The sequence below is a fragment of the Pleomorphomonas sp. T1.2MG-36 genome (assembly GCF_950100655.1).
GTDB lineage: Bacteria > Pseudomonadota > Alphaproteobacteria > Rhizobiales > Pleomorphomonadaceae > Pleomorphomonas.
Genome location: NZ_CATNLY010000052.1, coordinates 186,565 through 199,766, shown reverse-complemented (window position 1 = coordinate 199,766; position 13,202 = coordinate 186,565). Strand labels below are relative to the sequence as shown.

Genomic DNA, 13,202 nt, shown 5'->3' with positions numbered 1-13,202 from the left:
CGCCTGTTCCTCCCCCCCGGACAGGCGCCCCTCGGTCGGGGCGACGCGATGCGATTGTCGCCCCGGCCTCCTTTCATCCTCGCCCTTCCGCCGCCGCCCGACCGGGACGGCCGCCAGGTAGCAGCATGCCCTTTCCACCGACATCCACTCTCGCCGGCGCTCCGGGCGCCCGGCGGCCGGCGATGAAGGCCGGCACCGTCTCCGCTTCGGCCATGATGGCCCCGGCGCTCATCCTCGTCGGCGTCTTCATCCTGATCCCGGCCATCGTCGCCGTGGTCGGCTCGTTCTTCGACTTCTCCATGACGTCGAGCTCGTGGACCTACGTCGGCGGCGCCAACTACCGCCGGGCGGTCACCGACCCGCTGTTCTGGCGGGCGATCTCCAACAACATCTTCATCGTCGTCGGATCGGTGATCTCGCAGGTCGGCGGCGGCGCCATCATCGCCGCCATCCTCGACCGGGGCATCCGGCGCGGCGGCGTCTTCTATCGCACCATCATCTTCATGCCGGTGGTGATCTCCTCGATCGCCGTCGCCTTCGTCTGGATGCTGATCCTCGACCCCAACGTCGGCCCGCTCAATGCCGTGGTCAAGGCGCTGGGCCTGCCGACGCCGAAGCTCGGCTGGCTGGGCGATCCGTCGATCTCGCTGTGGATGCTGCTGCTCATCGCCGCCTGGCAGAACGTCGGCTTCCAGATGATGCTGATCCTCGCCGGCCTGCAGGCCATCCCCAAGGAGCACTACGAGGCGGCCTCGCTCGACGGCGCGCGCGGCCTCAAGGCCTTCTGGTACATCACGCTTCCCGGCATCCGCAACGTCTTGGTGCTGGCGACGCTGATCACCGTCATCGGCGGCTTCAAGGTGTTCGACCTCGTGTTCGTCACCACCGGCGGCGGGCCGGCCAACGCCACCCAGGTTCTGGGCACCTACACCTACACCCAGGCCTTCTCCTTCGGAAACATGGGCTACGCCAACGCCATGGCCGTCGTCCTGCTGGTCACCGCCGTGCTGCTCGGCTGGTTGCAGGTCCGCCTGTCGCGGCGCGGTTAAGGAGCCAAGGAACATGACGCTTCGATCCCGCACCGTCGCCATCGGCCTGCACTCCGTCGTCTCGCTGTGGACGCTGTTCGTGCTGCTGCCCGTCTTCGTGATGGTCATCTCGGCCTTCAAGAGCCAGGCCGAGCTGTTCACCCGGCCGCTCGCCCTGCCCAAGCAGTTCAGCTTCGCCGCCTTCGAGCGCGCCTGGGGCATCGGCATCAGCGGCTTCCTGATCAACTCGATCCTGGTCACCGCGCTGTCGGTGTTCATCATCATCTTCGCGTCGAGCCTTGCCGCCTACATCCTCGCTCGCTCCGACCGGCCGGTGATGCGCTGGGTCTACGTCGCCATCGTCGCCGGCTTCGCCGTGCCGCTGCAAAGCGTCATGGTGCCGCTCTACCAGCTGGTCTCCAGCGCCGGGCTCCTCAACTCGCGCCTTGCCATCGCCCTGCCCTACGCGGCCTACGGCATCCCCTTCACCACGATGCTGTTCTACACCTTCTTCCTGGAGTTCCCGCGCGAGCTGGAAGAGGCGGCGCGGCTCGACGGCTGCGGCCGGCTGGAGGTGTTCTTCCGCATCGTGCTGCCGCTCTCCGGGCCGGCGATCGCCAGCGGCGCCATCTTCCAGGCCGTGTTCAACTGGAACGAGTTCATCCTCGCCCTCCTGATGCTCACGAAGTCCGACGTGCGCACGCTGCCCGTCGGCATCTACGGGCTGACCGGCCAGTACAGCGCCGACTGGCCCGCCCTGATGGCCGGCCTCGCCATCGCCACCCTTCCCCTCATCGTCATCTTCCTGCTGGCCCAGCGCCATTTCGTGCGCAGCCTCGCCGGCCTCGGCAAATAGAGATACCGCCATGCCCCATCTCGAAGTCCGCGACGTCGTCAAGCGCTATGGCAGCCTGACGGTCCTATCCGGAGTGTCCTTCGCCGCCGAGAAGGGCGAGTTCGTCGTCATGGTCGGCCCGTCGGGCTGCGGCAAGTCGACGCTGCTGCGCTCCATCGCCGGCCTGGAGGAGATCTCCTCCGGCTCGGTCTCCATCGCCGGCCACGACATCACCGCCGCCGAACCGTCCGATCGCGGCGTCGCCATGGTGTTCCAGAACTACGCGCTCTATCCGCACATGACGGTGGCCCAGAACATGGGCTTCGCCCTCAAGGTGGCGCGCCGGCCGAAGGCCGAGATCGAGGCCGCCGTGACGCGCGCCGCCGAGATCCTGCGCATCACCGACCACCTCGGCAAGTATCCGAAGGCGCTGTCGGGCGGCCAGAAGCAGCGCGTCGCCATCGGCCGGGCCATCACCCGCGCGCCGGAGGTGTTCCTGTTCGACGAGCCGCTTTCCAACCTCGACGCCGCGCTGCGCTCGCAGATGCGCATCGAGCTATCGCGCCTGCACCGCGAGCTTGGCGCCACCATGCTCTACGTCACCCACGACCAGACCGAGGCCATGACCATGGCCGACCGCATCATCGTGATGAACGGCGGCAACATCGAGCAGATCGGCTCGCCGCTCGACCTCTACAACAAGCCGGCGACGCGCTTCGTGGCCGGCTTCATCGGCTCGCCGCGCATGAACTTCATCACCGCCCGCGTTCTCAGGCTGGCCGGCCGGTCGGTCGGTTTCTCGCTCGGCGAGGGACGGCCGCCGCTCGACCTGGAATTCGCGCCCGGCGAGACGCTGCCGCTCGCGGGCGACGCGGTCACCCTGGGCATCCGGCCGGAAGCGCTCGGCGACGACGGCGAAGTCCACCTCGCCGACGCCGAGGTCACCGTGGTCGAGGCGCTCGGCCGCGAGACGCTGGTCTATTCGGACGCCCGCGCCCTCCGCACCACCGATTCCGAGTCCCTCGACGGCTACTTCGCCCAGCTGGTTCCGAGCCAGTCCGACAAGCGGCTCGGCCAGCACATCGCGCTCAGGGCCGATCGCTCGGCCTTCGTGGTCTTCGCCGCCGACGGCGCCACGCTGCACGACGCCTCCCCCATCCATCACAAGTGACCTCCGCCATCATGCGCTTTCGCCAGATCCATCTCGACTTCCACACCTCCGGCCTGATCGAGGGCATCGGCTCCCGCTTCGACGCGCGCGCCTTCGCCCGCGCCTTCAAGGAGGCCCACGTCGACTCGGTCACCATCTTCTCCAAGTGCCATCACGGCCTGTCCTACCACCCGACCAAGGTGGGCCGGATGCACCCCGGCCTCGGCTTCGACCTGTTGCGCGCCCAGCTCGACGCGCTGCACGGCGAGGGCATCGCCGCGCCGATCTATCTCTCGGCCGCCTGGGACGAGCACGCCGCCTTCACCCACGCAGACTGGCGCATCGTCACGCCGGACGGCCACCTGCCGCAGTCGCGCAACGACCCCACCGGCTGGGCCTACCTCGACTTCGCCTCGCCCTATCTCGACTATCTCGCCGCGCAGATCGACGAGGTGCTGGAGCTCTACCCCGACGGCGACGGCATCTTCATCGACATCTGCAGCCAGCTGCCGTCGATCTCGCCCTACGCCAAGGCGGCGATGGAGGCGCACGGCCTCGACTGGACGTCCGAGGCGGACCGCACCGTGTTCGGCGCCGAGGCGCTCGACGGCTTCTATCGCAAGGTGAAGGACACCGTACGTGCCCGCGCGCCCGGCATGCCGCTGTTCTTCAACTCCGGCCACATCCGGCGCGGCAGCCGCGAGCACATCGCCAAATACTACAGCCACCTCGAACTGGAATCGCTGCCGACGGCCGGCTGGGGTTACGACCACTTCCCCGTCAGCGCCCGCTATGTCGATCCGCTCGGCATTCCCTTCCTCGGCATGACCGGCAAGTTCCACTTCACCTGGGGCGAGATCGGCGGCTACAAGCGGCCGGAGGCGCTCGTCTACGAATGCGGGGCCATGCTGGCCCATGGCGCCCGCTGTTCGATCGGCGACCACCTGCATCCGACCGGCCTCGTCGATCCCTCGACCATGGCCATCGTCGGCGCCGCCTACGACTGGGTGGAAAAACGCGAGGCCTGGGCCATCGGCAGCGTCAACCGCGCCGAGATCGGCCTCGTCTCGCTGGAAGCGGCGACGCTCGACGCCTCCAGCATCGAGGCACCGGCCCACAAGCACGCCAGCGACGACGGCGCGACGCGCATCCTTCTCGAAGCCGGCCTCACCTTCGACGTGCTCGACCTCGAAAGCGATCTTGCGCCCTACCGCCTGATCGTCCTGCCCGACGCCGTGCCGGTCGGTCCCGCCCTCAAGGCGAGGCTTGAGCGATATCTTGCCGGCGGCGGCCGCCTGCTGCTCACCGGCAAGAGCGGCATCGACGCCAAGGGCTTCGTGCTCGACGTCGGCGCCGCCTGGGAGGGCACCTCGCCCATGGCCGGCGGCGACTACCTGCTGCCGACGCCCGAATGGCGGCCCGACGGCATCGACGAACCGAACTTCATGTACGCCCCGTCCGAGCGCATCCGCGTCACCGACGGCGCGTCGCTCGGCAGCGTCTACGAGCCCTATTTCGACCGCACGCCGAAGCACTTCTCCGGCCACATCAACGTGCCGCGCCGCCCCGACCCGAGCGGCTACGACGGCGGCAGCCGCAAGGGCGCCGTCACCTACCTCGCCCACCCGGTGTTCCGCGTCTACACCGAGGTCGGCGCCGTGCGCCTTCTGGAAATGGTCGAACGCGCCCTGGTTGGCGCCCTCGGCGGCGAGCGGATGATCGCCACCGGCCTGCCGCGGGCCGGCCGGGTCACCGTCCGCCGGCAGCCGGCGCAGAACCGCGACGTCGTCTATCTCATGCACGCGACGCCGGCCCTGCGCGGCTACCTGTGGGACAGCAACATCCAGCCGATCCAGGACCTCGTAACGCTGCGCGACATCGCCGTGTCGCTGAAGGTCGACGCCCCCGTCGAAGCAGTGCGCCTCGTCCCCGACGGCCCGGCGCTGCCCTTCACGGAGGCCGAGGGACGCGTTTCCTTCACCGTGCCCGAGGTGACCGGCGTCGCCATGGTGGAGGTGGCCTACAGGTCGTGACCGACCGGGAGCCGGCGCACGAAAGCCCGCCACGGCGGGTTTTCACGCCGGCTCTTGTGTGTCGTCCGTCAGGGGCGCATTGATCGGGTTCGCACACGGCCGAAGATCGGAATGCTCCTGATGGAAACCTTTGCCGCAAGCCTCGACACGCCGAGCGTCGTGGTCGACATGGATCTCGTCCGCGCCAACATCCGGCGCTTCCAGGCCTATGCCGACGCGAACGGCTTCAAGGTGCGGCCGCACATCAAGACCCACAAGCTGCCGCTCGTCACCGACATGCAGCTCGCGGCCGGCGCCATCGGCATCACCTGCCAGAAGGTATCCGAGGCCGAGGCGATGGTGGCCGGCAGCCCCGCCGTCACCGACGTTCTCATCACCTACAACATCGTCGGCGAGCGGAAACTGGCCCGCCTCGCGGCGCTGGCGCGCAAGGTCCGACTGTCGGTGGTCGCCGACAGCGCGGCGGTGGTGGATGGCCTGTCGGCCGCCTTCGCCGACGCGCCGCCGCCCCTCAGGGTGCTGGTCGAATGCGACACCGGCGCCAGCCGCTGCGGCGTCGCCTCGCCCGAGGACGCGGCGGCGCTGGCGATGCGCATCGCGGCGGCGCCCGGCCTCGCCTTCTGCGGCCTGATGACCTACCCGCCGGCCGGCGGCGAAGCGGCGGTGCAGGCCTTCATGACCCGCGCCAAGGCGCTGATCGAGGCGGAGGGCCTCACCGTGCCGGCGATCAGCTCCGGCGGCACGCCGACCATGATGCACGCCGCCGAGGCGCCCGTCGTCACCGAGTATCGCCCCGGCACCTACGTCTACAACGACCGCTCGCTGGTGGCGCGCGGCGCCTGCGGCTGGGACGACTGCGCCCTCACCGTGCTCGCCACGGTGGTGTCGGTACCCACCGCCAACCGCGCCATCATCGACGCCGGCTCGAAGACGCTCACCTCCGACCTGTTCGGCCTCACCGGCTACGGCCATGTGCTCGGCCGCGACGATCTCGCCATCGACCAGTTGTCGGAGGAACACGGCCGCCTCGTCAGCACCGGCCCGATCAACCTTGCCGTCGGCGACCGGCTGCGCATCGTCCCCAACCACGCCTGCGTGGTGACCAACATGGTCGACGAGGTCTACCTTGTTTCCGCCGGCGAGCCGACGCCCCGCGCCGTGCCGGTCGTCGCGCGCGGCCGGATCTGGTGAAGCCTACGACGCGTAGTCTTCCAGGCGGGTGCCGGCCGACGTCTCGCCCGTGTGCCCCTTGAGGCTTCGCGACCGGGACGCCCGGCGGTAGCGCGACGGCGTCATGCCGATCCTCTGGAGAAACGCCCGGTTGAAGTTGGATATGTTGCTGAACCCCGTGTCGTAGCAGATGTCGGTGACCGGTCGTTCCGTCTCCGTCAGAAGCTTGCGCGCCATCAAAAGGCGCAGCGAGATGACGTGGTTGGAGTAGGTGTTGCCGGTGTGCTTCTTGAAGAAGCGGGAAAAGGCGCTGTCGGACATGCCGACCAGCGCGGCGACGTCCGACAATGACGACCGTTCGAGATAGGTTTCGTGAATGAAGGCGAGCGCCTTTTCCAGCGTCTCGATCTCGACGATCGAGCCCGGACGGAACAGGCCGAGAAACTCCGGCGTCGCCAGGGTGCGATACTCGGTCGACTCGGCCATCAGCGACAGCAGCTCGATGAAGACGCCGAGCCGCCCGACGCCCGACAGATCCGCCATGCCCTCGATCAATGCCTCGCCGCGCCTGGCGGTCTCGCCGAAGAACTCCACGCCATAGGCGGCGCGCTTGAACAGCCCGCCTACCTCCTTCAGCTCCGGCAGCACCGCCGCCGCGCTTTCGAACCGCGCGTGATCGAACTGGATGACGATGTCGCGGCCGACCAGCTTTCGCTCGCCAATGGCCGGCGACACCCAGTTGTGCGGCAGGTTGCCGCCGACCAGCACCAGTTGTCCGGCATTGAAGTCGCCAATGTGGTCGCCGACGAAGCACAGGCCGGAGGAATAGCGGATCAGGTGGATTTCCGCCTGCGGGTGATAGTTCCACACGCAACGCTGCCACGGATAGTCGTCCAGCCGCCACAGGAAGCTTTGTTCCTCCGAGATCTGAATGTGCTCGAAGTATGCACTATCTTGCGGCGTCGCCATCGCACCCCCGATTTCGCAATCCTACTAACGGCGGATTTCCGCCAGAACACACCTCAGCCCCGTGCAAGATAGTATAGATCAAGCGCATGCCGGCGCCTAGTTGCCACTGGGGAAAGGTGGCAGATTTCACCATGCCCCGGGGGAAGAGGCCCCGGCGCAGTGGTAAGGGAGGAGCTTGGTATGAGCTACAACTGTATCCGGACGATCGCACTGACGACCGTCTTCGGCGCGCTGTCGGCCGGCGTGGCGGCCGCCGGTCCGGTCTGCAAATCCGACGTTCGCATTCTGGCCCAGCCGCGCGACGCGCTGACGATGCTCGAAGAGCAGAAGGCCGACTTCAAGAGCCTGTCCGGCGTCGATTTCGCGATCGACTATCTCAATGAGGGCGACCGCCGCGCCAAGTCGCAAGCCGACGCGTCGACCACCGGCCGCTACAACGTCTACTATGTCGACGAGGCCAATCTGGCGCTGTTCGCCTCGTCGGGCTGGCTCGTTCCGCTACTCGACCACTATCCCACCGATTTCGACTTCGACGACTTCGATGACGGCCGCAAGACCACGGCGACCTATGACGGCAAGATCTGGTTCGCGCCGATCCAGGGCGGCGGCGACATCATGGTCTACCGCAAGGATCTGCTGGAAGCGGCCGGCATCAAGCCGCCGACGACGCTCGACGAACTGCGCGCCGCCGTGCCCAAGCTCACCGACCCGGCCAAGGGCGTCTACGGCATCGCGCTGCGCGGCAAGCGCGGCTCCGGCGACAACGTCTGGCGCTGGATGCCCTATTTCAAGGCCGCAGGCGGCCAGTGGTTCGACAACGGCAAGCCGGCCTTCAACAGCCAGGCCGCCGTCGACGCCACCAACATCTACCTCGACCTGTTCAAGTATTCCTCGCCCGGCACGCAGACCGGCAGCTGGGACGAAGCCACCGGCGCCTTCCTGTCCGGCCAGGTCGCCATCATCATCGAATCGGCGCCGCTCGCGGCGATGACCATCGACCCGGCAAAATCGAGCGTGACCGACAAGGTCGCCTTCCTGCCGCCCCCGTCCCCGATGCCCGGCGGCGGCTTCGCCCATGGCTTCGCCATCGGCGCCAAGGGCAACCCCGACAAGGAAGCGCGGGACTGCGCCGGTCTGTTCGTGGCCTGGGCGACCTCCAAGGAGGTCGAGATGAAGCGCCTCGAAGCCGGCGACGTCGGCGAGGTCAACCGCAAGAGCATCGTCGAAAGCGCGCTGTTCTCCGAGAAATACGGCAAGGCGCTGCCGGAGGCCCTGGCCGCCACCGCCCCCAAGACGGCGGTCAACTTTTGGCAGAACGCGCACTGGCCCGAGCTCGGCAACAAGTGGGGCATCCTGCTCGAGGAGCTGATCACCGGCCAGCGCACCGACGTCAAGGGCGCCCTCGACGAGCTCGACGCGTTCGCCAAGCAGTTCGCCAGCGACTGACCTCCCCCGAAGTCATCCGCCTGAACGGTCGCAGCCCCATTCATTGGGGTTGCGATCACCTTTCCGACAACCTTTCGGAGACCAAGATGCAACAAAGGCAGTCGTTGCCCTACGTCTTCCTGGTACCGACGATGGCGATCCTCGTCGTGCTCGCCTTCGTTCCGATGTTCTATGCCATTGGCGTCTCGCTGGAAAACCGGACGCTGAGTTCGCCCGACAGCCACTTCGTCGGTCTGACAAACTACCTGCTGCTGTTTGGCGACTCGCGCTTCGTCAACGCGCTGTGGGTCTCGGTGAAGTGGGAGCTGATCACCGTCAGCGCCACGATGATCATGGCGATCGGCCTCGGCGTCCTGATGTTCGAGGCCGCCGGCCCGAAGCTCAGGAACGCGCTGTCGCTGATCTTCCTGATCACCGTGCTGCTGCCCCGCGTCTGCGCCGCCTTCGTCTGGAAGTTCGCCTTCCATCCGCTCTACGGCATCGTCACCTATCCCTACCGGCTGATCACCGGCCAGCCGCTCGACATGCTGTCGAGCCCGACCCAGGCGCTGTTCGCGGTCGCCTTCGTCGATCTCTGGCAATGGGGCTTCTTCTTCGCCGTCATCGTGCTGAAACTGATCGAGATCCTGCCGCAGCAACCGCTGGAGGCCGCCCGCCTCGATTATGCCAGGCCCTGGCAGATCCACGTCTACATCACGCTGCCGATGCTGCGCGTGCCGCTGATCAGCCTGATGTTCGTCAAGATGATCGAGTCGCTGCGCTCGTTCGACCTCATCTACGTCATGACCCGTGGCGGACCTGGGACCAGCACCGAGACGCTCGACATGTACGCCTTCTCGCAAGGCTTCATCGAGGCCGGCAAGATTTCCTACGCATCGAGCATGGCCGTCATCATGATGGTGGCGACCGTCGTGATCTTCACAGTCGTCTGGAAGAGGCTCAAGTCATGACGCTCTCCCGCATCCTGGCCAAGGCAGTTCTGTGGCTGATGGCCGCGCTCGTGCTCTTCCCGCTCTTGTGGACGGTGCTCGGCGCCTTCAAGCAGACGGTCGATCTGCTCACCCCCGTGCCGCGCCTGTTCTTCGCGCCGACGCTCGACAACATCGTCTACGTCCTGAGCCGTCCGAGCGTCCTGCAAGCGCTGATCAACTCGGTGGTGGTGAGCTGCGCCTCGGTGGTCATCGGTCTGCTGCTCGGTCTGCCGGCGGCCTATGCCGTCGCCCGCTATCCGAGCCGCTGGACCGACGAGATCCAGTTCTTCGTCCTGTCGCTCCGCTTCCTGCCGCCGGTGGCGACCGCCATTCCGCTGATGGTGATCTGGCTCAACCTCGGCCTCTACGACAGCCGGCTGTCGCTGATCATCACCTACTCGCTGATGACGATCTCCATCACCATCTGGCTCGCCATTCCCGGCTTCCAGCGCGTGCCCAAGGAAATCGAGGAAGCGGCACGGGTGGACGGCTACGGCGCCTACGCGGTGTTCTTCCGCGTCGCGCTGCCGGTGGCCTCGCGAGCCCTCATCGGCGCGCTCGCCTTCAGCTTCGTGCTGATCTGGAACGAGTTCCTGATCGCGCTGATGCTGACCACGAGCGACGCCAAGACGATGCCCATCGTCGCCTCGGAGATGTCGCAGCTCGGCATGAACGTGCCCTGGGGCATCCTCAACGCCGCGGTGATCCTGCTGTCGCTGCCGCCGGTCCTGCTTCTGGGCCTTCTGAGCAGCTTCCTGAACGCACTGTTCTCGAAAAACCCAAATCGCTAGGAGAAGAAAATGCAGGCTCTCGTTCTGGAGCACACGAAGGAACTGGCCCTTCGCGACATCGACCTGCCGCTTTCGGTCGGCCCCGACGACGTCAAGATCGCCGTCCACACCGTCGGCGTCTGCGGCAGCGACGTTCACTACTACGTCCACGGCGGCATCGGCGACTACATCGTCCGCGAGCCGATGGTGCTCGGCCACGAGGGATCGGGCACCGTCGTCGAGGTCGGCAGCGCGGTGACCAACCTCAAGGTCGGCGACCGCGTCTGCATGGAGCCCGGTGTGCCCGACCTCACCTCGCGCGCCTCCAAGCTCGGCATCTACAACGTCGACCCCGCCGTGGTGTTCTGGGCGACGCCGCCGGTGCACGGCATCCTGACGCCGTTCATCGTCCACCCCGCCGCCTTCACCTACCGCATGCCGGACAACGTCAGCTTCGCCGAAGGGGCGCTGGTGGAACCCTTCGCCATCGGCATGCAGGCGGCCAAGCGCGCCGGCATCGTGCCGGGCGACGTCGCCGTCGTCACCGGCTGCGGCACCATCGGCATCATGATCGCGCTTGCCGCCCTTGCCGGCGGCTGCAGCAAGGTCGTGGTGTCCGACATCAGCAGCGAGAAGCTGAAGATCGCCGCGCAATACCCCGGCATCGTCCCGGTGGACGTCAGCAAGACGACGCTCGCCGACGCCGTCAACGAGGCGACCGGCAACTGGGGCGCCGACGTCGTCTTCGAGGCGAGCGGCAACGCCCGCGTCTACGACGACATCCTGCGCGTCGTCCGCCCCGGCGGCGCCATCGTTCTGGTCGGCCTGCCGGCCGACGTCGTGCCCTTCAACGTCAACAACGCCATCGCCCGCGAGGTCCGGATCGAAACGGTGTTCCGCTATGCCAACGTCTACGATCGCGCCCTGGCGCAGATCGCGTCCGGCAAGGTCGACCTCAAGCCGCTCATCTCCGCCACCTTCCCCTTCAGCGAAGGCGTCGCCGCCTTCGAGCGGGCCGCCAAGGCGCTGCCAGCCGACATCAAGCTGCAGATCGTCGTCGCCCAGGGAGACAGCAATGGCTGAAATCGTCTGCCGTGGTGTCAACAAGAAGTATGGCGCGCACGAAGTCATCCCGAACTTCGACCTTCAGGTCGCCGAACACGAGTTCATCGTCTTCCTCGGCCCGTCGGGCTGCGGCAAGTCGACGATCCTCAGGATGATCGCCGGTCTCGAGGCGATCACCGGCGGGGAGGTGTCGATCAACGGAAAGGTCGTCAACGACCTCGAACCCCGCGATCGCGGCATCGCCATGGTCTTCCAGAACTATGCGCTCTACCCGCACATGACCATCTACGACAACATCGCCTTCGGCCTCAGGCGGCTGGGCATCCCGGCGGCGGAGATCGACCGCCGCGTCGGCGAGGTGGTGGACATGCTCGGCCTGAAGCCGGTGATCGGCAACAAGCCGTCCGAGCTTTCCGGCGGCCAGCAGCAGCGCGTGGCCATCGCCCGGGCGATGATCAAGACGCCGGAGGTCTTCCTGTTCGACGAGCCGCTCTCCAACCTCGACGCCAAGCTCAGGGCGCAGATGCGCATGGAGATCGCGCGGCTGCACAAGAACCTCAAGACCACCACCGTCTACGTGACGCACGACCAGATGGAGGCAATGACGCTGGCCGACCGGATCGTCCTTCTCAACGCCGGACGGATCGAGCAGGTCGGCACGCCGGAGGAGATCTACGCCCGCCCCGCCAGCCTGTTCGTCGCCGGCTTCATCGGCACGCCGGCCATGAACCTCTTGCCCGCCACCGTTGGCGACAACGGCGCCCGGCTCGACGGCCAGGGCTTCAGCCTGCCCGTCGCGCCGGGCCGCTATCGGCTCGCCGAGGGGCAAAAGGTCGTCTTCGGCCTCAGGCCCGCCGACCTCGGCCGGACGGCAGACGCCGCCACGGCGCATACGCTGTCGGGCACGGTCGACATGGTCGAGTTCCATGGCGATCAGGTGCTGGTCAGCTTCCCGCTGGGGGCCGAGCGGATCAGCGCGTTTCTGCCGGCGCGCCACCGCCCCAACGAAGGCGACAGGATCTCGTTCGCCTACGAGGCCGAGGCCATGCACATCTTCGATGCCGTCGCGGGACACAGCCTCCGGCAGGCCGGCGGCTGATCGCGAGATGTCCATGACCTCCGCTCAATCATGGGTCGCCGACATCGCGGCCCGTGCCAAGGCGCTTTCAGGCGAGCGCATCATCATCGCCCTCGCCGGTCCTCCCGGCGTGGGCAAGTCGACCATGGCCGCCCGTCTCGCCGATGCCCTCGACGGGCAAGGCGGCGCGGCGGTGGTGCCGATGGACGGCTTTCACTTCGACAACGAGGTGCTGGCGGCCCGCGGCCTGCTGCCGCGCAAGGGCGCGCCGGCCACCTTCGACGTGGGGGGCCTGATCAACCTCATGGAGCGGCTGAGATCGAACGCCGAGGATGCCGTGGCGATCCCGGTGTTCGACCGCGCACTCGAACTCTCCCGCGCCTCGGCGCGGGTGATCTCCTCGACGACGCGGGTGCTGATCGTCGAGGGCAACTACCTCCTGCTCGACGCGCCGCCGTGGTCGCGACTCCGTCCCTTCTTCGACCTGACGGTGATGCTCGTCGCGGACCGGCAAACGCTGCGCGAGCGTCTGGTGGCGCGGTGGCTCGATCACGGCTTCCTGCCGGAAGACGCCGTTGCCAAGGCGGAGGCCAACGACCTGCCCAACGCCGACACGGTTCTGGCCGGCAGCGTTCCGGCCGACGTCCTGATCTCCCAGGACGGATAGGCCTCGGGGGGCGGCCACGC

The 13,202-nt window shown here is 67.4% G+C and carries 12 protein-coding genes; 11 read left to right on the top strand and 1 reads right to left on the bottom strand.

The annotated features are described in order from the left end of the window. The first annotated feature begins 125 nt into the window (after window positions 1-125). The 5 genes from QQZ18_RS21990 (at window position 126) to QQZ18_RS21970 (ending at window position 6,237) form a co-directional block, all read left to right on the top strand. Window positions 126-1,049, top strand: coding sequence for a carbohydrate ABC transporter permease (locus tag QQZ18_RS21990; RefSeq protein ID WP_284543141.1), 924 nt, complete (start codon window positions 126-128; stop codon window positions 1,047-1,049). 13 nt (window positions 1,050-1,062) lie between these two features. Then, window positions 1,063-1,884, top strand: coding sequence for a carbohydrate ABC transporter permease (locus QQZ18_RS21985; RefSeq protein ID WP_284543140.1), 822 nt, complete (start codon window positions 1,063-1,065; stop codon window positions 1,882-1,884). A 10-nt stretch (window positions 1,885-1,894) separates the two neighbouring features. Next, window positions 1,895-3,034 (top strand): ABC transporter ATP-binding protein, encoded by a 1,140-nt coding sequence (locus QQZ18_RS21980; protein ID WP_284543139.1) that lies wholly within the window; start codon window positions 1,895-1,897, stop codon window positions 3,032-3,034. 11 nt (window positions 3,035-3,045) lie between these two features. Then, on the top strand, window positions 3,046-5,046 hold the full coding sequence (locus QQZ18_RS21975; RefSeq protein ID WP_284543138.1) for an alpha-amylase family protein: 2,001 nt from the start codon (window positions 3,046-3,048) through the stop codon (window positions 5,044-5,046). 120 nt (window positions 5,047-5,166) lie between these two features. Next, window positions 5,167-6,237: a D-TA family PLP-dependent enzyme gene (locus tag QQZ18_RS21970; protein WP_284543137.1), complete on the top strand. Its 1,071-nt coding sequence runs from the start codon at window positions 5,167-5,169 to the stop codon at window positions 6,235-6,237. Window positions 6,238-6,240: 3 nt separating this feature from the next. Here the strand turns inward: QQZ18_RS21970 and QQZ18_RS21965 are convergent, their stop codons facing one another. Continuing rightward, window positions 6,241-7,185: an AraC family transcriptional regulator gene (locus tag QQZ18_RS21965; protein WP_284543136.1), complete on the bottom strand. Its 945-nt coding sequence runs from the start codon at window positions 7,183-7,185 to the stop codon at window positions 6,241-6,243. Window positions 7,186-7,365: 180 nt separating this feature from the next. Between QQZ18_RS21965 and QQZ18_RS21960 the strand changes: the two genes are divergently transcribed. From QQZ18_RS21960 to QQZ18_RS21935, 6 genes are all read left to right on the top strand, one after another. Beyond that, window positions 7,366-8,631 carry an extracellular solute-binding protein gene (locus tag QQZ18_RS21960; RefSeq protein WP_284543135.1) on the top strand — a complete coding sequence of 422 codons (1,266 nt, stop codon included), beginning with the start codon at window positions 7,366-7,368 and terminating at the stop codon, window positions 8,629-8,631. Between the two features lie 86 nt (window positions 8,632-8,717). After that, window positions 8,718-9,581 (top strand): carbohydrate ABC transporter permease, encoded by an 864-nt coding sequence (locus QQZ18_RS21955; RefSeq protein WP_284543134.1) that lies wholly within the window; start codon window positions 8,718-8,720, stop codon window positions 9,579-9,581. Next, entirely contained in the window at window positions 9,578-10,393 is an 816-nt protein-coding gene (locus tag QQZ18_RS21950; protein WP_284543133.1) for a carbohydrate ABC transporter permease, read from the top strand. The genes QQZ18_RS21955 and QQZ18_RS21950 overlap by 4 nt, the downstream gene beginning before the upstream one ends. Window positions 10,394-10,402: 9 nt before the next feature. Then, window positions 10,403-11,455: an NAD(P)-dependent alcohol dehydrogenase gene (locus tag QQZ18_RS21945; protein ID WP_284543132.1), complete on the top strand. Its 1,053-nt coding sequence runs from the start codon at window positions 10,403-10,405 to the stop codon at window positions 11,453-11,455. Then, complete coding sequence (locus QQZ18_RS21940) at window positions 11,448-12,536, top strand: ABC transporter ATP-binding protein (RefSeq protein ID WP_284543131.1); 1,089 nt, start codon at window positions 11,448-11,450, stop codon at window positions 12,534-12,536. The genes QQZ18_RS21945 and QQZ18_RS21940 overlap by 8 nt, the downstream gene beginning before the upstream one ends. Window positions 12,537-12,549: 13 nt before the next feature. Beyond that, the gene (locus tag QQZ18_RS21935) at window positions 12,550-13,182 is read left to right on the top strand and encodes a nucleoside triphosphate hydrolase (protein ID WP_284543130.1); all 633 of its coding nucleotides are present in this window, start codon (window positions 12,550-12,552) and stop codon (window positions 13,180-13,182) included. The last annotated feature ends 20 nt before the right edge of the window (window positions 13,183-13,202 follow it).

Coding starts and splice junctions, on each gene's coding strand:
- QQZ18_RS21990 (WP_284543141.1), top strand. CDS start 126: ATGCCCTTTCCACCGACATCCACTCTCGCCGGCGCTCCGGGCGCCCGG.
- QQZ18_RS21985 (WP_284543140.1), top strand. CDS start 1,063: ATGACGCTTCGATCCCGCACCGTCGCCATCGGCCTGCACTCCGTCGTC.
- QQZ18_RS21980 (WP_284543139.1), top strand. CDS start 1,895: ATGCCCCATCTCGAAGTCCGCGACGTCGTCAAGCGCTATGGCAGCCTG.
- QQZ18_RS21975 (WP_284543138.1), top strand. CDS start 3,046: ATGCGCTTTCGCCAGATCCATCTCGACTTCCACACCTCCGGCCTGATC.
- QQZ18_RS21970 (WP_284543137.1), top strand. CDS start 5,167: ATGGAAACCTTTGCCGCAAGCCTCGACACGCCGAGCGTCGTGGTCGAC.
- QQZ18_RS21965 (WP_284543136.1), bottom strand. CDS start 7,185: ATGGCGACGCCGCAAGATAGTGCATACTTCGAGCACATTCAGATCTCG.
- QQZ18_RS21960 (WP_284543135.1), top strand. CDS start 7,366: ATGAGCTACAACTGTATCCGGACGATCGCACTGACGACCGTCTTCGGC.
- QQZ18_RS21955 (WP_284543134.1), top strand. CDS start 8,718: ATGCAACAAAGGCAGTCGTTGCCCTACGTCTTCCTGGTACCGACGATG.
- QQZ18_RS21950 (WP_284543133.1), top strand. CDS start 9,578: ATGACGCTCTCCCGCATCCTGGCCAAGGCAGTTCTGTGGCTGATGGCC.
- QQZ18_RS21945 (WP_284543132.1), top strand. CDS start 10,403: ATGCAGGCTCTCGTTCTGGAGCACACGAAGGAACTGGCCCTTCGCGAC.
- QQZ18_RS21940 (WP_284543131.1), top strand. CDS start 11,448: ATGGCTGAAATCGTCTGCCGTGGTGTCAACAAGAAGTATGGCGCGCAC.
- QQZ18_RS21935 (WP_284543130.1), top strand. CDS start 12,550: ATGACCTCCGCTCAATCATGGGTCGCCGACATCGCGGCCCGTGCCAAG.